The 25,432-nt window shown below is 62.6% G+C and carries 23 protein-coding genes; 12 read left to right on the top strand and 11 right to left on the bottom strand.

The window, feature by feature from the left end:
- Nucleotides 1-109 precede the first annotated feature (109 nt).
- The 3 genes from JQ567_RS13800 to JQ567_RS13790 all read right to left on the bottom strand — a co-directional run bounded on the left by JQ567_RS13800 (nucleotide 110) and on the right by JQ567_RS13790 (nucleotide 4,222).
- Nucleotides 110-1,849 carry a bifunctional protein-serine/threonine kinase/phosphatase gene (locus tag JQ567_RS13800; protein ID WP_212439323.1) on the bottom strand — a complete coding sequence of 580 codons (1,740 nt, stop codon included), beginning with the start codon at nucleotides 1,847-1,849 and terminating at the stop codon, nucleotides 110-112.
- Between the two features lie 69 nt (nucleotides 1,850-1,918).
- Nucleotides 1,919-2,731, bottom strand: coding sequence for a formate/nitrite transporter family protein (locus tag JQ567_RS13795; protein ID WP_192740075.1), 813 nt, complete (start codon nucleotides 2,729-2,731; stop codon nucleotides 1,919-1,921).
- Between the two features lie 693 nt (nucleotides 2,732-3,424).
- Complete coding sequence (locus JQ567_RS13790) at nucleotides 3,425-4,222, bottom strand: transporter substrate-binding domain-containing protein (RefSeq protein ID WP_212439322.1); 798 nt, start codon at nucleotides 4,220-4,222, stop codon at nucleotides 3,425-3,427.
- Between the two features lie 174 nt (nucleotides 4,223-4,396).
- Here JQ567_RS13790 and JQ567_RS13785 point away from each other — a divergent pair, with 174 nt between their 5' ends.
- The gene (locus tag JQ567_RS13785) at nucleotides 4,397-6,016 is read left to right on the top strand and encodes a GMC family oxidoreductase (RefSeq protein ID WP_212439321.1); all 1,620 of its coding nucleotides are present in this window, start codon (nucleotides 4,397-4,399) and stop codon (nucleotides 6,014-6,016) included.
- Nucleotides 6,017-6,053: 37 nt separating this feature from the next.
- Here JQ567_RS13785 and JQ567_RS13780 read toward each other — a convergent pair whose 3' ends face one another.
- On the bottom strand, nucleotides 6,054-7,232 hold the full coding sequence (locus JQ567_RS13780; RefSeq protein WP_212439320.1) for an MFS transporter: 1,179 nt from the start codon (nucleotides 7,230-7,232) through the stop codon (nucleotides 6,054-6,056).
- Nucleotides 7,233-7,359: 127 nt separating this feature from the next.
- On the opposite strand from JQ567_RS13780, the gene JQ567_RS13775 reads away from it, so the two are divergent.
- Both JQ567_RS13775 and JQ567_RS13770 read left to right on the top strand, forming a co-directional pair.
- On the top strand, nucleotides 7,360-8,160 hold the full coding sequence (locus tag JQ567_RS13775; protein ID WP_249165457.1) for a helix-turn-helix transcriptional regulator: 801 nt from the start codon (nucleotides 7,360-7,362) through the stop codon (nucleotides 8,158-8,160).
- Nucleotides 8,161-8,405: 245 nt separating this feature from the next.
- Nucleotides 8,406-9,758, top strand: coding sequence for a malonyl-CoA decarboxylase (locus JQ567_RS13770; protein ID WP_212439318.1), 1,353 nt, complete (start codon nucleotides 8,406-8,408; stop codon nucleotides 9,756-9,758).
- A 211-nt stretch (nucleotides 9,759-9,969) separates the two neighbouring features.
- On the opposite strand, the gene serA is transcribed toward JQ567_RS13770, so the two are convergent.
- The 7 genes from serA to JQ567_RS13735 all read right to left on the bottom strand — a co-directional run bounded on the left by serA (nucleotide 9,970) and on the right by JQ567_RS13735 (nucleotide 16,082).
- Complete coding sequence (gene serA, locus JQ567_RS13765) at nucleotides 9,970-11,229, bottom strand: phosphoglycerate dehydrogenase (protein WP_212439317.1); 1,260 nt, start codon at nucleotides 11,227-11,229, stop codon at nucleotides 9,970-9,972.
- Nucleotides 11,230-11,370: 141 nt separating this feature from the next.
- Nucleotides 11,371-11,634 (bottom strand): DUF3297 family protein, encoded by a 264-nt coding sequence (locus tag JQ567_RS13760; protein WP_212411352.1) that lies wholly within the window; start codon nucleotides 11,632-11,634, stop codon nucleotides 11,371-11,373.
- Nucleotides 11,631-12,107 carry a glutathione peroxidase gene (locus tag JQ567_RS13755; protein WP_212439315.1) on the bottom strand — a complete coding sequence of 159 codons (477 nt, stop codon included), beginning with the start codon at nucleotides 12,105-12,107 and terminating at the stop codon, nucleotides 11,631-11,633. The genes JQ567_RS13760 and JQ567_RS13755 overlap by 4 nt, the downstream gene beginning before the upstream one ends.
- A 14-nt stretch (nucleotides 12,108-12,121) precedes the next feature.
- Entirely contained in the window at nucleotides 12,122-13,522 is a 1,401-nt protein-coding gene (locus tag JQ567_RS13750) for an amidase family protein (protein ID WP_212439314.1), read from the bottom strand.
- Between the two features lie 70 nt (nucleotides 13,523-13,592).
- Nucleotides 13,593-14,159: a c-type cytochrome gene (locus JQ567_RS13745; RefSeq protein ID WP_212439313.1), complete on the bottom strand. Its 567-nt coding sequence runs from the start codon at nucleotides 14,157-14,159 to the stop codon at nucleotides 13,593-13,595.
- Between the two features lie 135 nt (nucleotides 14,160-14,294).
- Nucleotides 14,295-15,578, bottom strand: coding sequence for a sorbosone dehydrogenase family protein (locus JQ567_RS13740; protein WP_212439312.1), 1,284 nt, complete (start codon nucleotides 15,576-15,578; stop codon nucleotides 14,295-14,297).
- A 246-nt stretch (nucleotides 15,579-15,824) separates the two neighbouring features.
- On the bottom strand, nucleotides 15,825-16,082 hold the full coding sequence (locus tag JQ567_RS13735; protein ID WP_192740088.1) for a DUF6894 family protein: 258 nt from the start codon (nucleotides 16,080-16,082) through the stop codon (nucleotides 15,825-15,827).
- A 306-nt stretch (nucleotides 16,083-16,388) separates the two neighbouring features.
- Here JQ567_RS13735 and pqqA point away from each other — a divergent pair, with 306 nt between their 5' ends.
- From pqqA to JQ567_RS13690, 9 genes are all read left to right on the top strand, one after another.
- Nucleotides 16,389-16,469: a pyrroloquinoline quinone precursor peptide PqqA gene (pqqA, locus tag JQ567_RS38135; RefSeq protein WP_012029362.1), complete on the top strand. Its 81-nt coding sequence runs from the start codon at nucleotides 16,389-16,391 to the stop codon at nucleotides 16,467-16,469.
- A 149-nt stretch (nucleotides 16,470-16,618) separates the two neighbouring features.
- Entirely contained in the window at nucleotides 16,619-17,548 is a 930-nt protein-coding gene (pqqB, locus tag JQ567_RS13725; RefSeq protein ID WP_212439311.1) for a pyrroloquinoline quinone biosynthesis protein PqqB, read from the top strand.
- A 20-nt stretch (nucleotides 17,549-17,568) separates the two neighbouring features.
- Nucleotides 17,569-18,324 carry a pyrroloquinoline-quinone synthase PqqC gene (pqqC, locus tag JQ567_RS13720; RefSeq protein ID WP_249165466.1) on the top strand — a complete coding sequence of 252 codons (756 nt, stop codon included), beginning with the start codon at nucleotides 17,569-17,571 and terminating at the stop codon, nucleotides 18,322-18,324.
- Nucleotides 18,325-18,356: 32 nt separating this feature from the next.
- On the top strand, nucleotides 18,357-18,668 hold the full coding sequence (gene pqqD / locus JQ567_RS13715) for a pyrroloquinoline quinone biosynthesis peptide chaperone PqqD (RefSeq protein ID WP_212439309.1): 312 nt from the start codon (nucleotides 18,357-18,359) through the stop codon (nucleotides 18,666-18,668).
- The gene (gene pqqE, locus JQ567_RS13710; protein WP_212439308.1) at nucleotides 18,665-19,870 is read left to right on the top strand and encodes a pyrroloquinoline quinone biosynthesis protein PqqE; all 1,206 of its coding nucleotides are present in this window, start codon (nucleotides 18,665-18,667) and stop codon (nucleotides 19,868-19,870) included. The genes pqqD and pqqE overlap by 4 nt, the downstream gene beginning before the upstream one ends.
- Nucleotides 19,860-20,840, top strand: a complete 981-nt coding sequence (gene pip, locus JQ567_RS13705) for a prolyl aminopeptidase (protein WP_212439307.1) — start codon at nucleotides 19,860-19,862, stop codon at nucleotides 20,838-20,840. Before pqqE ends, pip begins: the two co-directional genes overlap by 11 nt.
- Before the next feature lie 11 nt (nucleotides 20,841-20,851).
- Nucleotides 20,852-21,523 (top strand): DUF4286 family protein, encoded by a 672-nt coding sequence (locus tag JQ567_RS13700; RefSeq protein WP_212439306.1) that lies wholly within the window; start codon nucleotides 20,852-20,854, stop codon nucleotides 21,521-21,523.
- Nucleotides 21,524-21,761: 238 nt separating this feature from the next.
- Nucleotides 21,762-23,561: an FAD-dependent oxidoreductase gene (locus tag JQ567_RS13695; protein ID WP_212439304.1), complete on the top strand. Its 1,800-nt coding sequence runs from the start codon at nucleotides 21,762-21,764 to the stop codon at nucleotides 23,559-23,561.
- Nucleotides 23,531-25,381: a 2-oxoacid:acceptor oxidoreductase subunit alpha gene (locus JQ567_RS13690; RefSeq protein ID WP_212439303.1), complete on the top strand. Its 1,851-nt coding sequence runs from the start codon at nucleotides 23,531-23,533 to the stop codon at nucleotides 25,379-25,381. The genes JQ567_RS13695 and JQ567_RS13690 overlap by 31 nt, the downstream gene beginning before the upstream one ends.
- Nucleotides 25,382-25,432 lie beyond the last annotated feature (51 nt).

The raw sequence follows: 25,432 nt of genomic DNA, 5'->3' as shown, positions 1-25,432 counted from the left end.
CCCACGAAGATTCCGACTCGCGGCGACACCCCCACCCCAACGGCTCCGCCGCAAGCGGGAGAGGGAGCGCAGCTCCCTCGTGGATGCAATTCGATCTAATCTCCCGCAATCACCGGTGCATGCCGTGCTGCATCGCCAGCAGCACGATGATCGCCAGCGCCAGCACGACGGTGGTCGATTTCCAGAACAGCAGCGGGTTGCGCTCGATCAGCGGCGTCGATGAGGTGCTGAGATAATTGGCGTTGGGATGACGCAAATCCTGCAGGAATTCCGACAGGCTGTCGTATCGCTTGTAAGGGTTCGGATGCACCGCGCGCTCCAGCGTGCCGTCGACCCATACCGGCACTTCGCGGTCGCGGTGTGAGGCCGGACTGTAGATCAGCCTGTTGAACTGCGAGCGGGTTCGGGCTTTCGCCGCTGCGGCGCCATAGGGCAGCTTTCCCGTCAGCATGTGATAGGTGATGACCCCGAGCGAGAACAGGTCGGAGCGCGACGAGACCGGCTCGCCCAAAAAATATTCCGGCGCGGTGTACTGCGCGGTGCCGAGAATGTCGTTGCGGTTGCCTGACGGAGCGGCCTCGATGACGCCGGTGATCTTGGTCGAGCCGAAATCGATGATCTTCACCGTTCCAGTCTTGTCGATCATGATGTTGTCGGGCCGCAGGTCCTGATGCAGCATCTCCTTGCGATGAAAGGCGCGCAGGCCCTTGGCGATCTGCTCGACGATGCCGCGCACGGTTTCCAGCGTCGGCCGGGGATTGTCGATCATCCATTGCGTCAGCGTCTGGCCGTCGATGTACTCGGTCGCGACATAGAGGAAGTTGCGCTTGCGTGACGGCAAACACGGCTTCAGCACATGCGGGCTGTCGATCCGCCGCGCCACCCATTCTTCCATCATGAACCGCTTCAGATATTCCGGGTCGTCGCGCAGGTCGATCGACGGAATCTTGAGGGTGACGACGTCCTCGCTCTCGATGTCGACCGCGAGGTAGATGTGGCTGCGGCTGCTGCCATGCAATTCCCTGACGATCCGGTATCCGTCGAAAACCTGCCGCGCTTCCAATAGCGGCGGCAGCGGCAGTTCTCTCGGCTGCCCGAACACTTCGCTGGCGGCGCTTTCGGGCAGCTCATCGACGCGTACGATCTGGATGGTGAGATTGTCCTTGCTGCCGAGTTCAAAGGCGAGCTCGGCGACGGCTTTTGCCGCTTGGTCGAGATCGGCGGCGTTATCCCGGACCGTTCTGGCGATATGGCGATCGCTGACATGTTCGTAGATGCCGTCGGTCACCAGCACGAAGGTGTCGCCCTTCTCGACCCGGGACATCAAATAGTCGATTTCGATCTGCGGATTCACCCCGAGCGCGCGGCCGAGATAGGACTGTTCCGACGAAATGATGACGCGATGGTCGTTGGTCAGCTGCTCCAGCGAGTTGCCGGACACGCGATAGATCCGGCTGTCGCCGACGTGAAACAGATGCGCCGTGGTCGACTTGAGGACGATGGCGCTCAGCGTGCAGACGTAGCCGCGGTCCCTGTCGTAGGAATACTGGCTTCTTCGCGTTTGCGAGTGCAGCCAGGAATTGGTCGCCTCCAGCACGCGCTGGGCAGACGTCCGCACCGACCAAGAGTCCGAGGTGCAGTAATAGTCGGTCAGAAAGCCCTTGACGGCGGACTCGGCTGCGATCCGGCTGACATTGCTGCTCGAGATACCGTCCGCCAGCACGATGGCGATGCCCTTGAGGCTGAGCAGCGGCTCGGCCGGAATCAGGACGCCGTGAAAATCCTGATTGGTCTCCTTGCGACCTTTGTCAGAATATTGCCCGACCGATATTTTCAGCTCACGCGGCATCTGTCCCGTCAAAGGCAGGGGGCCTCAACTCACGAGGATAAGGAGTTGAGACCCCGGAGGTAGAGATGGTCAACCCACGGCGCGCTTCGGCGCCGTCTTGACGTGGGTGGCGTACAGCGTCAGGCCGGTGAAGGCGAGGCCGCCGACGAGGTTGCCGACCACGGTCGGAATCTCGTTCCAGATCAGGTAATCCCAGACGGTGAAGTGGCCGCCCATCAAGAGGCCCGACGGGAACAGGAACATGTTCACGATCGAATGCTCGAAGGTCATGTAGAAGAACAGCATGATCGGCATCCACATCGCGATCACCTTGCCGCTGACCGTGGTCGAGATCATCGCGCCGACGACGCCGGCCGAAACCATCCAGTTGCAGAGCATGCCGCGGATGAACAGCGTCAGCATGCCGGACGCGCCATGCGAGGCGTAACCGACGGTACGGCTTTCACCGATGGTGCCGATCACCTGGCCCACCTTGTCCGGCGGCGTCGAGAAGCCGAAGGTGAAGACGATCGACATCATCACGGCGACCGTGAACGCGCCGCCAAAATTGCCGACGAACACCAGGCCCCAGTTGCGCAACACGCCGGCCAGCGTCACGCCCGGACGCTTGTCGATCAGCGCCAGCGGACACAGCACGAAAACGCCGGTCAGGAGGTCGAAGCCGAACAGATAGAGCATGCAGAAGCCGACCGGAAACAGCGCCGCACCGACGATCGGCACGCCGGTCTGCACGTTGATGCTGACCGCAAAGGCCGCCGCGAGCGCGAGAATCGCGCCGGCCATATAGGCGCGGATGATGGTGTCGCGCGTCGACATGAAGATCTTGGATTCTCCGGCATCGACCATCTTGGTCACGAATTCCGAAGGCACGAGATAGGCCATTGCAGTTCCCCCTGTTTCGCAAAAATCTAGTGAGCGCCGCCAGCCATATGGCCCGCGCCGATGTGAGGTGTGGCGAGCCGTCCTCGCGCGCGCATGCCGCAACCAACACCATCAGCAGAAGCAAAACGCTTCTGCTCGGCGCCGCGGGTCACACGCTCACGCTTGATCTGAGACAGAGATGTTTGTGGAGTGGTCCCGATGACTGCTCCAAGCGCCTCGTGGAGGTCGCCTGATCCCTGCGCCTTGGCCAACACTGGCTTTGGCAATCCGTAGGACGGCAGTCGTCATTGACTGAGATTTAATTAAGCAATCGATGTGCCAACAGGGCGCGGGCACCGAAGTGGCAAAAACCCCGTGATTTTACAGGATTATTCGCCCCGGATCGCATCCGCAGGCACCGATCTCATGCCTTGTATTTGTGCAGTTGCACAGATGTAACGCAGGGCTCGGAAGCGGACGCAACAGGTGTCAACGCAGGGCTCGCTTCACCTCTCCCGCTTGCGGGGGTCGAGACGAGCGAAGCTCGCTCTTAGGTCGGATCGCATCGACAGATGCGATCCGGGTGGGGGAAGCTCTCTCCACACGAACAGTCTGACTCGAGGAGACACCCCCACCCCAACCCTCCCCCGCAAGTGCGGGAGAGGGAGCACAGCTCCGTCGTGGAAACAGTGTGCGGACTAACGCTCTAACCGCTCACTTCGTCTGGGTTCGGATCGGCGAGTCCTTCAGGCCGTTATTGTCATAGGCCTTGCGCAGCGTGCCGTTCGAGATCGACTCGGTCAGGAATTTCACCGCAAACGCGTGCGACAACGGATGATTGAGCGGCACCGCGACCGCGGTCACCGTCTGCTTGAAGGTTTCGTCGAGCACGCGCGTGCCCGGAATCTTCCTGGCCATGGCATTGAGCGTTTCGCGCGACAATGCGAAGGCATCGATTTCTCCCTTCGCAAGCAGGCCGGCGATTTCGTCAAAGGTCTGATAGCCGGTGACCTTGGCATTCTTCAGGTGCACGATCGCGCCGCGCATGGTCGTGGTGTTGTTGACGGCGGCGATCTTGACGCCGGGTTGATCGAGGGTCGCAAAGTCAGTCACCGTCGAGCCTGGCTTGACGATGTAGGTGGCGTCCGCGACCTCATAGATCGGCCCGAACGACATCTTGCCCTCACGCTCCGGATCCTTCGGCAGGAAGGTGACGTCCCAGGTGCCCTTCGACGCGGCGTCAACGATCTGGCCGGAATTCTGGTGCACAACATATTCGACGGGAACGCCGAGCTGCGCCGCCATCGCCTTGCCGAGATCGACCGGGACGCCGGCATAGCCGGATTCGGTTTTGGTCGACCAGAACGCGCCGCCCGCCGGGCTGATCGCAATCGCCACCCGCAGCTTGCCGGTCGGCGCGATTTCATCTTTCAGGGCATCGGCATTTGCCGGCATGGCTATCATCATGGCTCCAAGGACGAGGCCGGCAAGTCGCGGCAATTGATGGGACATAGCTTTCCTCCACGCCGGGTCTTCGCCCGGTCAGTTCTGGAAGTTTGCTTTTAGCTCAGCGACGATCGGGCGTACAGCGATCCGCCACGCACGCCGCATATGACGCAAAGCCCTATCCAGACCATCTGCAGGCCACTATCGTCTGCCGCAAAAGCAGATCGGGAGCGAAACGTCTTGACGGGTAAATCCGGTTTTGATGCGGAATTCGATGTCGTCGTGGTTGGCGGCGGCTCCGCCGGCTGCGTGCTGTCGGCGCGGCTGACGGAAAATCCAAAAGTGTCGCTTTGCGTCATCGAGGCCGGCGGACGCGATCGCAATCCCTGGATTCACATTCCGGTGGGTTTCGGCAAACTGGTCCCGAACCCGAAAATGAACTGGGGTTACGAAACCGAACCCGAACCGGGCCTGGGCGGCCGAACCGTGATCTGGCCGCGCGGCAAGGTGCTGGGCGGCTCCGGCTCCATCAACGGCCTGGTCTTCCTGCGCGGCGCGCCCAGCGACTATGACGAATGGCAACGCCTCGGCGCGCGCGGCTGGGGCTACAATGACGTGCTGCCCTATTTCAAGCGGATGGAGCACAGCGTCGATGGCGCCAACGAATGGCGCGGCACCGGCGGTCCGATGACGGTGTCGAACATCAGACGCCCCTCGACGGCGGCGAAGGCATTCGTCGAGGCCTGCGAGCGCCTGCAATACCAGCGCAACCCTGATTTCAACGGCGAGCGTATCGACGGCGTCGGCTTCGCGCCGCTCAACGTCCACAATGGCTGGCGCCGCTCGACGGCGGTCGGATATCTCAAGCCGAATCTTGCCCGCAAAAATCTCGAACTGATGACCAAGACCCGCGTCCGCCGCATCCTGTTCGATGGAAGCCGCGCCATCGGCGTCGAGGTCGAACGCGACGGCCAGATCCAGCGCATCGGCGCGCGGCGCGAGCTCATCGTCTCAAGCGGCGCGATCAATTCTCCGGTGCTGTTGCTCGCCTCCGGCATTGGCCCGGCCGCAGAACTGGCAAAGCTGGGCATCGACGTGAAATGCGACCTGCCCGGCGTCGGCAAGAATCTGCAGGACCATTATCAGTCGAACTTCACATTCAAGACCAATGCGACCGATACCTTGAACGAAGCCGTGATGAGTCCGGCCAAGTCGGTGAAACTCGCGCTCGAATGGCTGCTCAGGGGATCGGGACAGCTTTCGGTCGGCGCGACCGAAGCGACGCTGTTTGCGAAATCGAACCCCGCCGAGCCGGTGCCTGACATCCAGTACCAGTGCCTCAATTTTTCGACCGACGGGTTCAAGAACGGCCTGCATCGCTGGCCGGGATTTACCTTTATCTTCAGCGTCTGCCGGCCGAAGAGCCGCGGCGAAATCACGCTGCGCGATGCGGAGGGCCGCACGCCGCCGCGCATCCGCGCCAACTATATGACCGACCCTGATGATATGCGGATCATGCTGGCAGGCTTTCGCATTGCCCGGCAAATCGTCGCGACCGAGCCTTTCCGATCGCTGGTGGTCGAACAGATCAGGCCCGGTCCTGATGTCACCAACGACGAGCAGGCCGCCGATTATATCAGGAACGTCGGCTCGACCGTCTATCACCCCTGCGGCACCTGCCGGATGGGCGAGGATGACGGGGCCGTCGTCGACAGCCAACTGCGCGTTCGCGGCATCGATGGCCTGCGGGTCGTCGACGCGTCCGTCATGCCGGCGATGCCCTCGCCGAACATTCACCCGGCGACGATCATGGTCGCAGAGAAGAGCTCCGATATCATCGGCAAGGCGCTGGCCAACTGACGCTGGCGAGCTGACCGAAGCGAAAACTCGACTGCGATCAATTCGCCTGCGCCGCCGGCACCTTGATTTCCTGCGGCAGGATGATGGCGGCGACGATCACCAAAAGGCACAGTGCGCCGAACGTCTGCAGCATGGTGACAAAGCCGCCCTTTTCATACAGCCACGCCACCAGGCCAACAGAGGCGCCCGCCGCCGTAAAGCCGATGAAGTAGCGCACCGAATAGGCGCGCGAGCGCCATTCATCGGTGGTGTATTTGCCGACCATGGCGTCATTCACCGTGACCTGGCCGAACGCGCCCATCACGATGCCGATCGAGGCGATGATCAGCGGCAGGTTCGACAGCGTCGCCGCAAAATACAGGAACGGCGCCAGCAGGAACGACAGCGGCAGCATCACGGTCTTCAGTGAGTAGTGATCAATCAGCTTGCCGATGGTGTATTGCGTCATCGCGCCGAACACATAGACGCCGGCTGCGATGACGCCGAGCAGCGCCGGGCTCGCGGTCAAGTCGGCCAGCCGCTCCGCGAACAGCTTTGGCAGCGCCACGGTAACGGCGTTGAAGGTGGTCGAGATCGCGATCACGACGATCAGCAGCGCCAGGATCACCCGCCACATATCCTCTTTGGCGATGCGCGCCTGCGCTGCCGCCTGCCTGGAGCCGGTTCGATCCTCGTGCACGACCAGCATGGCGAAGGCCACGCCGATCAGCATGGTGACGACTCCCGGCACGATGAAGGCCCAGCGCCAGCCGAGATATTGCCCGATCACGCCGGTGACCAGCGCCGACGACGCCACGCCGAGATTGCCCCAGACGCCGTTCAGGCCCATCTCGCGGCCGAGCTTGTCGGCATAGGACACGATCATGGCGGTGCCGACGGGGTGATAGATCGAGGCGAACAGGCCGATTGCGAGCAGCACCGCCCCGAGCTCCAGCGGGGTCCGCACGAAGCCGACCGCGATCATCGAAGCGCCGATGCCGGCAAAGAAGATCACCATCATATGGCGGCGGCTCCAGCGGTCGCCGAGCCAGCCTGTTATCAGCGAGCCCGCGCCGAAGGCGACGAAGCCCGGGGTGGCGTAAGGCAATAGCTCCGAATAGGCCATGCCGAATGCCGGCCCCATGATGATGACCGCGGCGGCGAAGATCAGCATCGCGTAATGGTCGATGAAATGGGCGGCGTTGACGAAGCTGATCACCCGGCTGGGGCTGTTCATGGTCTGGTCCAGTCCTTGGCGCTTGTTGTGCGTTTCTTGGCGGGCGGGTCCCGGTCAGAGGCCTGGGCCCGAATCCCGCAACTTTCCAAAATAGGTTATAGGGAGTTGTCCTGACGGGATGTCGCCAATGAATATCGCCGAAAAGCCAATCGCCGCCATTATCGGGCGCCGCATCTCGACCGGCGACGGCATCCATTTGATCGCCAACAACTACAAAAAGGGCTTCCGGATCGACACCCATATGCACCGCGAGGCGCAGCTGGTTTACGCCGCCCGGGGCACCATGCAGGTCACCACCCCGAAGGGCCGCTGGCTGGTGCCGCCCGACCGCGCGGTCTGGGTGCCGGCGCGGCTGGCGCATGCCATCGACGTGCTCGCCGACATCGAAATGCGCACCCTGTATTTCGACCTCGACTGGCTGGCTCGCGAGGAGCGCAGCGAGAGCCTCAGGTCAGAATTCGTGGTGCGGGTGTCGCCGCTGTTGCATCAGGCAATTCTGGCGCTGTTCGACGAGCACACCACGGCCGAGCGCACCGGCCTGCTGGTCAAACTCGCAATGCTGGAGCTGCACCAGGCGGAAGATTCCGCGACCTTCATCCCGCTGCCGCACGAGCCGCGCTGCCGGCGCGCCGCCGACATCGTGCTGTCGGATCCGACCGGCGCCCACGAGATCGAAACGCTGGCGCGCGAGGTCGGCACCTCGGCGCGGACGCTGTCGCGGCTGTTCTCGGCCGAGACGCAACTCAGCTTCAAGAGCTGGTGCCAGCGCGCCCGCGTCGCAGCCGCGATCGAAAAGCTCTCCACCGACGCCAACGTCTCGGTCAAGCAGCTGGCTTCCGACCTCGGCTATGCCAGCGTACCGGCGTTTTCCCACGCCTTCCGGCAGGTCACCGGCAAGACGCCGACCGAATTTGCGGAAAAGGGTTAAACGGGACTTGTCATACGCGGGCTTGACCCGCGTATCCATCATTCTTGAAGAAAGCCTCCTTCCAGGGAGATGGATGGCCGGGTCATAGGCGAGCGGAAGCGACGCCGTCCTTCGGACGGCTATGCCCGGCCATGACATACTGGGAGACATGACATATTTCCGTACGATCCATGCGCTTGAATAAGATCGGCCGCGCCCTAGATTCGATATAAGGTTCGGCATCACCTCCGGAATCGACTTAGCCCATGGCCAACGCCTTCTTCTCCGACCTGCTTTCGACGATTTCCGAACGCGGCCGCACGCTGCTTCGGCGCGGCGCGTCTTCAGATACCAAGGAAGACGCCTCCGAACTGCTTGAACTGTGCGAGGCGCTATTGTCGGGCCGCGGCGAGGCTTCGGGCACCGCGATGGCCCGCGAAGTGCTCGATCGCTACCATGACCTCGACACGGCCGGCCGGCTTTCGTTCTTTGCCGCCCTCGCCCGCGACTACGGTCCCGACCGCGAACGGCTGTCGCGCGCGATCGAGAGCTGGCGCGCGCAGCCGAGCGACGCCGACGCCAGCGATCTTCATTTTGCATCCGAGCCGCGGCGCCAGGAATTGGTGCGCCGGCTCAACCGCGCGCCGGGCGGCACCAGCGATCTGGTGGCGATGCGCGCCGATCTGCTTTCGCTCATGAAGGGCAACAAGGATCTGGCAGCGCTGGACCGCGACGTGGTGCATCTGCTGTCTTCTTGGTTCAACAGGGGATTTCTCGTGCTGCGCAGGATTGACTGGTCGACGCCAGCGAACATTCTGGAACAGATCATCCGCTATGAAGCAGTGCATGAAATCCACGACTGGAACGATCTGCGCCGCCGCATCGACCCGGTCGACCGCCGCTGCTACGCCTTCTTCCATCCGCAGCTGACCGACGAGCCACTGATCTTCGTCGAAGTCGCGCTGACCGAGACGATCCCGACTGCGATCGCGCCGCTGCTCGCCGCGGAACGCCAGCCGGTGGCGATCGACCGTGCCCGCACCGCCGTGTTCTATTCGATTTCGAACACCCAGAAGGGGCTTGGCGGCATCTCGTTCGGCAGCTTCCTGATCAAGCAGGTGGTCGAAGAATTGCGGCGCGAATTGCCGAAGCTCGACACTTTCGTGACGCTATCGCCGGTGCCGGGCTTCATGCAATGGCTGAAGGAAGCCGACGACGTTCCCTTGTCCGACGAGGAACGAACGCTGCTGGAAAAGCTCAACCAGCCCGACTGGTTCGAGAACGCGGAGACCACCTCGCAACTGCGCGCGGTGCTGGAGCCGCTGGCGGCGCATTATTTCCTCAAAGCCCGCACCTCAAAAGGCCGGCTGATCGATTCGGTGGCGCGCTTCCATATCGGCAACGGCGCGCGGCTGGAGCGGATCGACTGGCTCGGCGATCTCTCGCCGAAGGGCGTTCGCGAGTCCGCCGGCATCATGGTCAATTACCTCTACCGGCTCGACGACATCGAAAAGAACCACGAGGCCTACGCCAACCAGGGCGAGATCGCCGCCTCCAGCGCGGTGAAGAAACTGCTCAAGACTGAAGGCCGGCGGCTGCTGGACATGCGGCTGTCGTAAGACCGGCGAGCCATCACCCTTCCGTCATTGCGAGCGAAGCGACTTGTCCGCCGTAGCTCGACGAACGAAGGCGGAAGCAATCGATCGCCGCCACAAAGCAAGAATGGATTGCTTCGTCGCTATCGCTCCCTTGCGCAAACGCTTCGCGTTTGTCGCAGGCAATGACGTTGAGGCAGGCGGGCGCTCACCCAAAGATTTGCTTCTGCCCCGCTCAGATCTTGTATTCGTAGAGCAATCGGGCGCGGATGGTGCCTTCCAGAGCCCGGATGTCCGCCAGCACGCGCTGGCCATCGGCCGCGGAGGCGTCGGCGTCGAGCACCACATAGCCGACGTCATGATCGGTCTCGTAATATTGCGCGGCGATGTTGACGGCGTGGCGCGCGAGCACTTCGTTCAGGCGGCCGAGCATGCCCGGCAGATTGCGCTGCACCTGAATGAACCTTGTGCCCGAAGGCCGCGGCGGCAGTTGGACCTGCGGGAAATTGACGGCGCCCATGGTCGAGCCGGAATCGCTGTAATCGACCAGCTTGCGCGCCACTTCGGCACCGATGCGCTCCTGCGCCTCTTCGGTCGAACCGCCGATGTGCGGCGTCAGGATGACATTCTCCAGCCCCTGCAGCGGCGAGACGAAACGGTCCGCATTCGAGCGCGGCTCGACCGGGAAAACGTCCACCGCGGCGCCACGGAGCCTGCCTTCGCGCAGCGCGTCGGCGAGCGCGTCGAGGTCGACGACGGTGCCGCGGCTGTTGTTGATGAAATACGCGCCAGGCTTGATCGCCGCAATCTCCTCGCGCCCGATCATGCCATGCGTGGCTGACGTTTCCGGCACATGCAATGACACAACGTCGCTCTGCGTCAGGAGCTCATGCAGGCTCGCGACCGGCTCGGTGTTGCCGTGGCGAAGCCGGTCCGTGTGATCGTAGAAGATGACCTTCATGCCGAGCGCTTCGGCGAGATTGGAGAGCTGCGAGCCGATATTGCCGTAGCCGATGATGCCGAGCGTCTTGCCCCTCACCTCATAGCTGTCGTTGGCGGACTTGTCCCAGCGTCCCTGATGGGCCGCGTTGGAGCGCGCCACGATCCGGCGCAGCAGGATGACGATCTCGCCGATCACCAGTTCCGCCACGCTTCGCGTGTTGGAAAACGGGGCATTGAACACGGGAATCCCGACCCGGCGCGCGGCGTCGACATCCACCTGGTTGGTGCCGACGCTGAAGCACCCGATCGCGATCAGCCGGTCCGCGGCCTCCAGAACATCCGGGGTGATCTGCGTGCGGGAGCGGATGCCGAGCAGATGTACGCCCTTGATGGCTTCCTTGAGCGCATCGCCCTCCAGCGCCTTGGACAGGCGGGTCATGCTGGAATAGCCGGCAGACTCGATCAGCTGCACGGCGCTGTCGTTGACGCCTTCAAGCAGCAAGACCCGGATCTTGTCTTTTGCGAGCGAGAGTTGGGGGAGTTTGCTGGTCAAGATCGCGGCGTCCTTCAGCGATAGAGATGGATGATTGACCTATGCCATCATTGCGAGCGAAGCGAAGCAATCCATTCTTTCTTTTTGTGGCGCGATGGATTGCTTCGCTTCGCTCGCAATGACGAATGAGACAGGATCGCGTCAGGACGACGCCTTATCCCGAAAATACGGCTCGACCGGGCCATGAACCTTGATCGTCAAGGGATTACCGAAGCGGTCCTTGGCATTCCCCGCGGTAACGCGGATCCAGCCTTCGCTGATGCAATATTCCTCGACATTGGTCTTCTCGGCGCCTTTGAAGCGGATGCCGACGTCGCGCGACAGCAGTTCTTCGTTGTAATAAGGGCTGCTCGGATTGGTCGACAGGCGGTCGGGGAACGCGTCGGTTTCGGTTTTCTCGTTCATAGCAGTGCCTCGATTTCTCTTCTCAGTGCTTCGGGTGTCACGGTCGGGGCATGGCGTCCCACCACCTTGCCCGAACGGTCGACCACGAATTTGGTGAAATTCCATTTGATCGACGAGCCCAGCAGGCCCGATCGTTCGTTCTTCAGGTATTCATACAGCGGGTGCGCCTTGCTGCCGTTGACGTCGATCTTGGCGAACATCGGAAACGTCACCTGAAATCTGGTTTCGCAGAACGCCTCGATTTGTTTGGCGTCGCCCGGCTCCTGCGCGCCGAACTGGTTGCAGGGAAAACCGAGCACCGCAAAGCCGCGCGGCGAAAGCTCGCGATGCAAAGCTTCCAGCCCCTTGTATTGCGGCGTGAATCCGCAGGCGCTGGCGGTGTTGACGATCAGCAGCACCTGCCCCTCGAACCGCTTGAGCGGAACCTCTTCGCCGGCCAGCGACTGCGCCGTGAAATCAAAAATGCCTGACATCGAATTCCTTCGCTTTATCTCGCGGGATCGATCGCCGCCGACGGCGTTCCGCCGGCCTCGATCGCCTCGCCCGCGGCAAGGCAGAGATCCTCCCGGTAACGGCCGGAGACCAGCTGAACGCCGACCGGAATCCGTCCCACCAGTCCCGTCGAGACCGTTAGCCCGGGCAGGCCCATGAAGGGAATGGCAATCTGCGGCAATTGGGCGTGCCACACCCTCGCAAAAGACGCCTCGTCCTTGCGGTCGAGATGGTCGGGGAACGGCAATTCGCCGGATACCGGCATCAGCAGCACCGGGTATTGCTCGAAGAACTCCAGCCATTCACGGGTCAGCGTCGCACGCCGGGTCAGCGCCTTCGAGAACGCCGCGGCATCGAACGGAAACACTTTTGTCCGGTTGCCGCGCAGACAGGCCAGCGCGCCGGGATCGCCCTCACGCTCGGCGGTCTCCAGCTGCGCCTCATAGCTGTCGCCGAGCCAGAGCTTGGTCTGCAGATTGGCGGGCTCGCGCAGCGGCGGCGTATTGGCGATTTCCTCGACGATCCAGCCCGCGCGCTCCAGCCGCTTGCCGGCGTCAGCGACCGCGGCTCTCACCTCCGGTACGGGATCGAGGCCATCAGGATTGAGGCACATCGCGACGCGCTTTTGCACCGGCGGGCCTTCCAGCGGCGCCGGCACCCACCAGGGATCGCGATAATCCCGGGCCGACATCGCCGCCAGGGCAATCCGGATATCGCCGATGGTCCGCGCCAAGGGTCCGGATACCGCGCTGATCTGGGGACCGATGGTGCGCTCCGGGAGTGCGGCATTGAACGCCGGAATCCGGCCCATCGTCGGCCGCAGGCCATGGACGCCGCAGGCATAGGCCGGGTAGCGGATCGAGCCCGCGATATCGGTGCCATGCGCGATATGCCCGATGCCGGCCGCGACCGCAGCACCCGCGCCGCCCGAGGAGCCGCCCGGCGTGATGCCGGGATCGCGGGGGTTTTTAGTGTCGCCATGCACGAGATTGGTGGTGAACCAGCGATAGGAAAACGCCGGGCAGTTGGTGCGCCCCAAAATGACGGCGCCGGCCTTGTAGAGATTATCGATCACGGGGCTGTTGTCCGCCGCGATGGCCTCGCGCTGCAGCTTCAGGCCGTTGGTGGTGGCAAAGCCCTTCTGGTCGATATTGACCTTCACGGTAATGGGTACGCCGCCGAGGGGGCCTACATCTTCGCCCCGCCCAATCGCGGCATCGATCGCCGCGGCCTGCGCCAGCACTTCGGCCGGCTTGTGGTCGACCACGGCATTGATCTGGGGATTGACCGCGTCCAGCCGCGCCAATGCTGATGTGGCCGCCTCCGTTGCCGAGACCTTTTTTGTCTTGATCAGCGAGGCCAGCTCCGCGGCCGACAGGCGCCAGATTTCTTGCATGGGAAACTCCGTTTGACCGCCTTGTAGCGCCGCGCGAACGGCAACGCCAGCCGGGGCCGTGAACGAAGGTTTAGCGCAAATGGGCTATGAAATGAGCAAGATCGGCGATCTGCTCGGGCGTGATCGGGCCCATCACGTCGGCCATGCTGCCGTCATAGCCGTGGCGGCTATTGTCCTTGTATTCGCCAAGCGTCTTGGCGAGATAATCCTCGCGCTGGTTGGCGATCCGCGGCACGTTTTCCTTGCCGGAATAATCCGGGTTGTGACAGCTGTTGCAGCGGTGCTGCTGCCCCAGCACCTGGCCGCGCTGCATCCGCGCGGGATCGCCGGCCTCAGCTGGTGGTGCGGGTTTGGGTATCTTGGCAATGAAATCGGAGAAGGTGCGCAGATCGTCGTCGGTCAGCGCCTTCGCCATCTCGTTCATCGGCTCGAAGCTGCGCAGCTTCTCGCGAAACATGAACAGCTGGATCAGCGTGTAAGGCGCCTGCTGCGCGCCGAGCGAGGGCGTGTTTTCGGTCAGGGATTGTCCGCGCTCGCCGTGACAGGCCAGACACGGCGCGATGCGATCCTGGAAGGTTTCTGCGCTTGCGGTTGAGGCGATAAAGGCAAACGCCAGCGCCGTTATTATTTTACGCATTGAGCTTCCAAGATTTCCGTCATTGCCTGCGACAAACGCAAAGCGTTTGCGCAAGGACGCGAAGCGGCGAAGCAATCCATACTTGCCTTGTCGCAGCATGGATTGCTTCGCTTCGCTCGCAATGACGGACCTCAATCACTTAGCGCCGGCCACCTTCTGCTTGCCGTAGGTGATGCGATAGACGGCGCCGTTGTAGTCGTCGGAGACCAGCAGCGAGCCGTCCTTCAGCTGCAGCACATCGACCGGGCGGCCGATATACTTGTTGTCCTCGACGAACCCGGTGAGGAACGGCTCCACGGATTTGACTGACCCGTCCTTGTTCAGCCTGGCGATGAGGACGTCACCGCCAACCTTCTTGGTCCGGTTCCACGAACCATGGCGGGCGATGAAGATCGCGTTCTTGTAGGACTTCGGGAACATGTTGCCGGTGTAAAACCGCATGCCCAGCGCTGCGGAATGCGGGCCCAGCAGGCCGACCGGCGCGGTGTAGTCGCTGCAGGATTTCCCCCAGCCGAATTCGGGATCGACGATGTTGCCCTGCAGGCAGTAGGGCGCGCCGAAATGTTCGCCGACCTTGGTGATGCGATTGAGTTCGTCCTCGGGCACGTCCTCCGACATCCAGTCGCGGCCGTTGTCGGTGAAATAGAGCTGCTTGGTTTCCGGGTGCCAGTCGAATCCCACTGTCTGGCGCACGCCGCGCGCGAGCACTTCGGCGCCGGAGCCGTCGAGATTCATGCGCCTGATCTGGCCGTGGGCATCGGAATGCAGCACGTTGTTGCCGGGCTGCCCGACCGGAACGTACAGCTTGTTGTCGGGGCCGATGCCGATAAACTTCCAGCCATGGGCTTCGTCCTTCGGCAGATTGTCGTAGATCACGGTCGGCTTCGGCGGATTGTCGATGGCGTCTTCGATCTTGTCGATTTTGGAGATCTTCGACAGCTCGGCGATGTAGAGCGTGCCGTTCTTGAACGCGAGGCCGTTCGGACGATAGAGGCCGGAGGCGATCACCTTCACCGAGCGTTTGCCGTCCTTGTTGACGACCGCATAGACCTTGTCGATCAGGCGGGTGCCGGCAAACACCGTGCCCTTGTCGCCTTCGATCAGCGAGCGCGCGTTGGCCATCCCGGCAGCGTAGACTTCGATGTTGAAGCCGGCCGGCACCTTCAGCTTGGCGGTCGGCAATTTGTCGGGTGCGGCGGGGATCGGCGGCGGTGCGATCGGTGCGAGCTTGGCGGCGGCTTCATTGTCGGCAGGCCGGCCGATCAAGGGCGAGCCCGGCGGAAGCGGGGCTGCGGCTGCCGGCGCCGCACCTGCCGCAGGCGGCGTGGCGGGCTGCTGCGCTGCAGCGGACAACGTCAATGCACCGAAAAAAGCACCGGCCAGCAACAGGCTGCGCGGCGCCGACGAATAGCTCATCATGGCATTCTCCCTGGCGGAAGCCTTATCCTCGCGCGGACAAGCATGTCAGCGCCGGTGGCTTTCCCGGGCGGCACTCTCTAATATTTGTCCGTACATTTGCAATCGGAAAACATCGGTGGCGATTGGTCACTCACCGTCATTCCGGGGCGATGCGCAGCATCGAACCCGGAATCTCGAGATTCCCTGGTGCGCAATTGCGCACCTGAGGTTCGCGCTATCGCGCGCCCCGGAATGACGGTGGCTGAATCAATGCCGGGTGATGGAGCGATCCGGCGTGTCGAGAATGGCCTCCGTGAACGGAAACTCGAGCACGATCTCGCCCTCGTCGTCGGTGACCTCGATGGTCGCGTTCAGCAGCGCGCCGTCAGTGCCTTCGGTCTTGAGCAGTTCCCGGATCATGGCGCGCGCCATTTCCCAGGCGCGGTCGGGATCCCGCAGCACTTCGCCATCGGGATCGGAAATCAGCTCATCGCCGATACGGGTGTTGAAAAAATAGCGTGGCATCGGCGGTAACCTACTCCATGGTTGCCCCGCAGCCGGAGGCCAGCCCATTTTTCACAAGTTCTTTATCTGAAGCCGGCAGCGCTCCGTCGAACGGAAAATCAGCATTCGCGGCGCTGCGATCAACCCGGAAACGCTTGATCCCACGCCATTTTGACCGCGGGCCTCCGCACAAAAACGTGAATTATCTCGCGATGCAACATGAAACCACGCAGGGCATACGGCAAAAAGATTTCACTGGCGAACTTTCTGATCCGCAGTACCTTATCTCCGAGGGCGGAGTTCGTCTGGTATCAAAAGGAGCGCTTAATGGCCTGGAAAGCACCGAAAATCGTCGAAGTGCCGGTCGGCATGGAAATCAACATGTATGCGTGCGCCGCCAGGAAGTAACCGGCAGCGATCGCAAAGGCTTTAGCGAGGTGGATCTTTGGGCTTGACACGTTCCCGAACGCGGAACTGTGTCTTTGGCCCGGATCCACCTCGTAGCGTTTTGACCTCACCGTTTGTGCCCAAGTTTTGAATTTGCCAGGAGACGGATCATGCTTCGCGTCGTCGTCCTGGGCGCCGCGGCGGGTGGCGGCGTTCCGCAGTGGAACTGCGGATGTCCGGTGTGCCGGACGGCCCGCAACGAACATCCCGAACTCCAGAGCACGCAGGCCTCGATCGCGGTCAGCGGCGACGGCGAGCACTGGTTCCTGATCAACGCCTCGCCCGATCTGCGCCAGCAATTGACCGCGACGCCGCAGCTTCATCCCAAGGCAGGCCAGCTCCGTCACAGTCCGATTGCGGGCGTCATCCTGACCAATGGCGAGATCGACGCGGTCGCAGGCCTGTTGTCGATGCGCGAGGGATCGCCCTTCACCCTGTATGCGCATGAGCGGGTGCTTGCGATCCTCAAATCCAACAGCATCTTTAATGTGCTGAGCGAAAAGAACGTGAAACGCCATCCGATCGCGGTCGACCAGGCGTTCGAACCTGCATTGCCCGATGGTTCGCCATCCGGCATCGAAATCCTCCCCTTCGAGGTTCCCGGCAAGGGCGCGTGGTATCTCGAAGGCAAGGCGCATCCGGCCGGCGGCAGTGGTGTGGGCGATACGCTCGGGCTTCGGATCCTGGACAAAGCCAGCGGCAAATATCTCTATTTCCTTGCCGCCTGCGCGCGGGTGACCGACGATCTGAAGTCGCGGCTGAACGGCGCCGCACTGGTGTTCTTTGACGGCACGGTGTGGCGCGACGACGAATTGGTTGCCGCGGGCCTCGGCAACAAGACCGGACAAAGCATGGGACACATCTCGATGTCAGGCGAGGACGGCGCGATCGCAAGCCTCAAAGGCCTCGACATCGGGCGCAAGATGTTTTTGCATATCAACAACTCCAACCCCGCCTTGCTGCACGGCTCGGACGAGCGCAAAACCGCCGAGCAGGCCGGCTGGCACATCCCCGCCGATGGAATGGAGATCACACTGTGAGCGTCGTGCCCGTCACCAGAATGACCGCGCTATCGATCGGCAAAGGCATTTCGCTCAATAACGCCGAGGAACTGGAGGCGACGCTGCGCCACATCGGCGCGACGCGCTATCACAACCTGCATCCGTTCCACCGGCTGCTGCATGGCGGCAAGCTCAACAAGGGCCAGGTGCAGGCCTGGGCGCTGAACCGCTATTTTTACCAGAGCACGATCCCGCTCAAGGATGCGATGGTGATCTCGCGGTTCCGCGACCGTGCGACCCGCGTCGAATGGCGGCACCGGATCGAGGACCACGACGGCGATTTGGGCAGCGAAGGCGGCATCGAGCGCTGGCTCAAGCTGACCGAGGGCCTCGGGCTCGACAGCGCCTATGTGGAATCGACCGAAGGCATCCTGCCCGCGACGCGCTTTGCGGTGGAGGCCTACGTGCATTTCTGCCGCGACAAGACGCCGCTCGAGGCGATCGCCTCCTCGCTGACGGAACTGTTCGCGCCGAACCTGCATGAAGAGCGCATTTCGGGCATGCTGCAGCACTATGATTTCGTCAATCCCGACATCATGAGCTATTTCAGCCGCCGCCTGCAGCAGGCGCCGCGCGACGCCGGATTCGCGCTCGACTACGTCAAGGCGCACGCCAGGACGCCGGCGGAACGCGAGGCGGTCTGCAACGCCCTGATCTTCAAGACCAATGTGCTATGGGTTCAGCTCGATGCGCTGTATCATGCCTATGTCGACGGCCACATACCGCCCGGCGCGTTCGTACCCCAAGAGGGCTGAAGCCGAAACGAATAACCAGGAATTAGCGATCGATGGCAGTAAGCCGCAACATCAGTGTCAGCGAGGCGAGCCGGCCGAAATTGCCGCGGCACGCCAGGCTGAAATTCGATGAGACGCGGCAGGTCTGGGTAATCCTGGCACCGGAGCGCGTGCTGGCGCCGGACGAGATCGCGGTCGAAGTGCTGCAGCTTTGCGACGGTGTTCGCAGCGTCTCTGATATGATCGATCAGCTGACCGCGAAATACGCCGCGCCCCGCGAGGCAATTGCAACCGACGTCATCGCGATGCTGCAGAACCTCGCCGACAAGGGCTTTCTGACCGAAGCGCGCGAGAAGACGTCATGAGCGACATTCTCACCGACGGCAAAGCGGCAACCGCGCCCCATGACGGGCTCTCGGTGCTGGAGCAGCGGCGCTCGACAGCGGAGACCTTCGGCATTCCGCTCGCAGTGCTGGCCGAGCTGACGCACCGCTGCCCGCTGCAATGCCCCTATTGTTCCAATCCGCTCGAACTCGACCGCGGTGGCACCGAGCTCACCACCGAGGAATGGAAGAAGGTTTTGACCGAGCTCGCCGAAATCGGCGTGCTGCAGATCCATTTCTCCGGCGGCGAGCCGACCGCGCGCAAGGATCTGGTCGAACTGGTCCAGCACGCCAGCGATGTCGGGCTCTACAGCAATCTCATTACTTCCGCCGTGTTGCTGACAAAACAGAAGCTGTCTGCTCTGGCCGATGCCGGGCTGTGCCACGTGCAGATCAGTTTTCAGGGCAACGAGCCCATGGTGGCCGATCGGGTCGCCGGGCTGAAAAACGCTCACGACAAGAAGATCGAAGCTGCGAAGTGGACGCGCGAACTCGACCTGCCGCTGACGGTCAACGCCGTCATGCACCGCCAGAACCTGCATCAGTTGTCCGACATCATCCAGATGGCGGTCGATCTCGACGCCGACCGGCTCGAGGTCGCCAATGTGCAGTATTACGGCTGGGCGCTGAAGAACCGCGCTGCCTTGATGCCGACCGTGGCGCAAATCGAGGAGACCAGCCGCATCGTCGAGGAAGCCGAAGTGCGGCTGAAGGGCATTCTCGCGATCGACTACGTCGTGCCGGATTATTACGCGCTGCGGCCGAAGAAATGCATGGGTGGCTGGGGCCGGCAATTCTTCAACATCTCGCCCGCGGGCAAGATCCTGCCGTGTCATGCCGCCGAGAGCATCACCGGGCTCGAATTCCTTTCGGTGCGCTCCAATCACTCGATCGCCTGGATCTGGCAGAATTCCGAAGCCTTCAACCGCTATCGCGGCACCGGCTGGATGCCCGAGCCCTGCAAGAGCTGCGAGTTCCGCGAAGTCGATTTCGGCGGTTGCCGCTGCCAGGCCTTTGCGCTGACCGGCGATGCCGGCAATACCGATCCGGCCTGCACGCTGTCGCCGATGCATGAGCAGATCTTCAAGCAGGCCGAGCAGGAAGCGGCCTCCGACAATAACCGTTTCCTCTATCGCAATTTCGCCGGCGGCACGCTGGAGACGGAAGACGAGCATGGCGCCTGACGCCGACGCCGGAAAAGCCGCCAAACGCGCCGATCCGTTTGCACCGTTGACCTCGGAGCAGCTCGATGTCGGCAATGGGCACGACATCTATGTCGAGAGCGTCGGCCGCATCGGCGGCATCCCGTCAGTCTACCTGCATGGCGGGCCCGGCAGCGGTTGCCAGCCCGATCACCGCCGGCTGTTCGATCCTGAAAGATTCCATGCCGTGCTGTTCGACCAGCGCGGCGCCGGCCGCAGCCGCCCCAAGGGCCGGCGTGACGACAATACCCTGCCGCATCTGATTGCGGACATGGAGAAAATCCGCGAGAAATTCGGCTTCGAGCGCTGGATGATCGTCGGCGGCTCCTGGGGCGCGACGCTGGCGCTGGCGTATGCGCAAGCGTATCCCGACCGTGTCACCGGCATCGTGCTGCGCGCCACCTTCCTCGGCACCCGCAAGGAGATCGAGAATGGCTTCCTCGAGGTGCTGCCGCGCTTCTTTCCAGCGCTGCATGCGGATTTCCTCGACGTGTTGCCGCCAGCGGAGCGGATGCAACCGATCGACGCTTATTTCCGCCGCATCCTTGATCCCGATACCGCCGTGCATGGCCCGGCCGCACGGGCATGGGGCGAGACCGAACGCATCCTCTCCGAGCACGCGCCGGGCCGCGCCCGGCTCGATCCGGTCAACTCGTCGCGCGCCCTGCCCGCCACGCCGTTCATGGAAGCGCATTATTTCGCCAATGACTGCTTTATGAGGCCGAACCAGCTGATTGAAGAGGTCGGCAGGCTCGCTGACATTCCCGGCATCATCGTGCAGGGCCGTTATGATTTGCTGTGCCCACCGGCGACCTCGCATGCGCTTGCCGCGGTGTGGCGCGAGGCCGAGGTTCGCCTGGTCGAAGGCGCCGGCCACACGCTGTACGATCCCGGCGTCCGCGACGCCGTGATGAAAGCGGTCGCGGACATGGCTTCCAGGATTACCAGATAGGGATTTTCGAAATGCCGATAGCCGGAAAAGGCATGCTGCTGACGTCGATGAACATCGATGCCGCCGACGAGGCTGAATTCAACCGCTGGTACGACCGCGAACATCTCGAGGAACGCGTCGCGATGCCCGGCTTCCTCGAAGCGCGGCGCTATGTCGCGCACGACGGCGACCCGAAATATCTCAGCCTTTATTCCACCGAAACCATCGAGGTGCTGGACAGCCCGACCTACCGCACCGCGCTCGCCAACCAGACCACCTGGTCGAAGGCCAACATTGCCCGCTTCAAGAACATGATCCGGGGCGTTTCGCGTATCACCATCAGCCGCGGCACCGGCCGCGGCGCCGCGCTCGGCATCATCCGGCTGCGCCCTTCGGCCGGCGGCGAGGATAAATTACGTGCCGCACTGCGGGATCAACTCGATCCCGCAAAACTCGACGGCATCATCTCCATGCACCTGCTGGAGAACAACCCGACGCTGTCCAAACCCATCACTGATGACCCCGCAGCGCCCAATCCCGGCGCCGGCGACTGGTTCGTGCTGATCGACGCCACCGATGTCAGCGCGGTCCCAGCGGCCACAGCGCGCTTCAACGACAACGCCGCGATCAAGCCGCTGGTGGTTACAAGCGGTGTTTACCGGCTGATGTGGGACCTCGCGAAGAGCGATCTGCCCCGCGCGTAACATTGGCGACAATGCGGTGCGTTCATGCTGCACCGCCGCATAATATCAGCGAGTATTAACGTTCACGCGTGCCTGCATTGAAAGCTGGCGATCGCGCAAATTTGCCTTTGTGACTCATCTGGAATGGCTCTAAGCTCCGATAAGATAAGCCTATGATCCAATTCAAAAACCACAAGAACGCCTACTGAGCGTTCAGGCAACAAGGCCGCGTTCGGATTGCTACGCGGAAAAGGTAGGAATGAAACCGACTGACATCTCGGCGCCGGACTACTTTCACAAAGTGGTTGATTGCCAATGGGCCTGCCCCGCTCACACGCCAGTTCCCGAATACATCCGTTTGATTGCCGAGGGGCGTTATAGCGACGCCTACATGATCAACTGGAAATCGAATGTGTTTCCCGGAATTCTGGGACGCACCTGCGATCGCCCATGCGAGCCGGCCTGCCGCCGCGGCCGCGTCGAGGAAACACCGGTTGCGATCTGCCGGCTGAAGCGCGTCGCCGCCGATTTCAAGGACGACGTCAAGCACCGCATGCCGAAGGTATCGGCGAAGAACGGCAAGCGCATCGCGCTGGTCGGCGGCGGTCCCGCTTCGCTTGCGGTGGCGCGCGATCTTGCGCCGCTCGGCTATCACTGCACCGTGTTCGATGCCGATCCCAAGGCGGGCGGCATGATGCGCAGCCAGATTCCAAAGTTCCGGTTGCCGGATTCGGTGATCGACGAGGAAACCGATTACATCCTCAACCTCGGCATCGAGTTCAAGGGCGGTCATCGCATCGACAGCCTGAAGACGTTGATGGCTGAAAATTATGATGCGATCTTCGTCGGCTCCGGCGCGCCGCGCGGCCGCGAGCTCGACATCCCCGGCCGCAAGGAGGCCGCCGCCAATATCCATATCGGCATCGAATGGCTGGCTTCGGTTTCGTTCGGCCATGTCGAGAAGATCGGCCGCCGCGTGATCGTGCTCGGCGGCGGCAACACCGCGATGGATTGCTGCCGCACCGCGCGCCGCCTCGGCGGCGAAGACGTCAGGGTGATCGTGCGTTCCGGCTTCGAGGAAATGAAGGCGAGCCCCTGGGAAAAGGAAGACGCCATCCACGAGGACATTCCGATCCTCAATTTCATGGTGCCGGTGGCATTCAAGCACGTAGCCGGCAAGCTCATCGGCGTCACCTTCCAGAAGGTGAAGGCGGAATACGACGCCAAGGGCCGGCGCAACCTTGTGCCCGCGGGCGAACCGAACCAGACCATTCCCTGTGACGACGTGCTGGTCGCGGTCGGACAGGAAAACGCCTTCCCCTGGATCGAGCGCGACTGCGGCATTGAGTTCGACAAGTGGAACATGCCGCAGGTCGATGCCAAGACTTTCGCTTCGACCAACCCGAAAGTGTTCTTCGGCGGCGACGCGGCGTTCGGTCCCAAGAACATCATCTGGGCGGTGGCGCACGGCCATGACGCCGCGCTGTCGATCCACAAAATGTGCTCCGGCGAAGACATCACCGAGCGCCCGCTTCCCGAAGTGAACGTCTCGTCGCAGAAGATGGGCATCCACGAGTGGAGCTACGACAACGACATCTCCGCCGACAAGCGTTACAAGGTGCCGCACCGCGACAAGGTGATCGCCCTCAAGGACATCCGCGCCGAGGTCGAGCTCGGCTACGACGTCAAGCTGGCGCTCGGCGAGGCGCAGCGCTGCCTGAACTGCGACATTCAGACGATTTTCAGCGCGCCCGCCTGCATCGAATGCGACGCCTGCGTCGACATCTGCCCGATGGACTGCATCACCTTCACGGAGAACGGCGAGGAAGAGGATCTGCGAGACCGGCTGAAAGCGCCCTCGCCGCATCACGACCAGGCGCTCTATGTCGCCGACGGGCTCAAGACCGGGCGCGTCATGGTGAAGGACGAAGACGTCTGCCTGCATTGCGGGCTCTGCGCCGAGCGTTGTCCGACCGGCGCCTGGGACATGCAGAAGTACCTCATCGATATGACTCACGCGGGATCAACATGTCAGTCCAAAGCCCGATCAGCAGCGTAAACGACTTCGTCGTCCGTTTCGCCAACGTCAACGGCTCGGGTTCGGCCAGCGCCAACGAGCTGTTCGCGCGCTCGATCCTGCGTCACGGCGTGCCGGTGAGCCCGCGCAACATCTTTCCCTCCAACATCCAGGGACTCCCGACCTGGTACGAGGTCCGGGTGACCGAGGAAGGCCATCTCGGCGCCCGCGGCGGCGTCGACATGATGGTGGCGATGAACCCGCAGACCTGGGACAAGGACGTCGCCTCGATCGAGCCTGGCGGCTATCTGTTCTACGATTCCACCAAGCCGATGCCGACGTCGAAATTCCGTGCCGACATCAACGTCATCGGCGTGCCGCTGACCGCGATCACCAACTCGACCTATACCGATCCGCGTCAGCGCCAGCTGTTCAAGAACATCATCTATCTCGGCGCGATGTGCGCCCTGCTCGACATGGACCCGAAGATCGTCGAGCAATTGATCGCCGAACAGTACAAGGGCAAGGAAAAGCTGTTGTCCTCCAACGTCCACGCGCTGCATCTCGGCCGCGACTGGGCGCTGCAAAACCTGAAATGCCCGATCGGGCTGCAGGTGAAGAAGGCCGACAAGGTCGGCGACCGCATCTTCATGGAAGGCAACAGCGCAGCCGCGCTCGGCGCCGTCTATGGCGGCGCCACCGTCTGCGCCTGGTATCCGATCACGCCGTCGTCGTCGGTGGCGGAGGCCTTCACCAGCCACTGCAAGAAGCTGCGGCACGACCCCGAAACCGGCAAGGCCAAATACGCCATCGTGCAGGGCGAGGACGAGCTTGCATCGATCGGCATGGTGATCGGCGCCTCCTGGAACGGCGCGCGCGCCTTCACCGCGACTTCCGGGCCCGGCGTCTCGCTGATGACGGAGTTCATCGGGCTTTCCTATTTTGCCGAAATTCCCGGCGTGATCATGAACATCCAGCGCGCCGGCCCCTCGACCGGCATGCCGACGCGCACCCAGCAATGCGACATCATCGCCTGCGCCTATGCTTCGCACGGCGACACCAAGCATATCCTGTTGTTCCCGGAAGACCCGGCGGAAGCGTTCGAGTTCGCAGCGCAATCATTCGATCTCGCCGAGCGGTTGCAGACCATGATCTTCCTGATGCTCGACCTCGACATCGGCATGAACCACCGGCTCTGCCGTCCCCTGAAGTGGGACGACGCCCGGCAATATGACCGCGGCAAGGTGATGACCGCAGAGATGCTCGACGAGCCCGGCCGCGATTTCGGCCGCTATCTCGACGTCGACGGCGACGGCATTCCCTACCGCACCTATCCCGGCACGCATCCGACCAAAGGCTCGTTCTTCACCCGCGGCACCTCGCGCGACCGCTATGCCCGCTATTCGGAAGAAGGCGCTGTTTACGCCGACAATATGCAGCGGCTGGTGCGCAAGTTCGAGACCGCGCAGGATATGGTGCCGCGGCCGCTGCAGGCCAACGCCGCCAAGCCGACCAAATACGGCGTGATCTATTTCGGCTCGACTGCGCCGGCGATGGACGAGGCGATCGGCCTGCTGGAGGCGCGCGGGCACCAGCTCGACCGCATGCGCATCCGCGCCTTCCCGTTCCATTCCAGCGTCGCCAGCTTCATTGCCGACCATGACTTCGTGTACGTGGTCGAGCAGAACCGCGACGCCCAGCTGCGCCAGTTGATCGTCAACGAGAACGGCATCGATCCCGTCCGGCTGGTGCCGATCCTGCACTTTGACGGCACCCCGATCACCGCGCGCTTCATCGCCAGCGCCATCGGCGACCATCAGGACCAACTGAAAGTGACTCCTCTCCGCAAGGCCGTGTCATGATCTATGTGTTGATCTCTCCGGCGTCATGCCCGGCCTTGTGCCGGCCATCCA

It is taken from the genome of Bradyrhizobium sp. AUGA SZCCT0431 (genome assembly GCF_018131065.1).
GTDB lineage: Bacteria > Pseudomonadota > Alphaproteobacteria > Rhizobiales > Xanthobacteraceae > Bradyrhizobium.
Note: the sequence above shows the minus strand (reverse complement) of the source record. Positions and strands in the feature narration are given on the sequence as shown.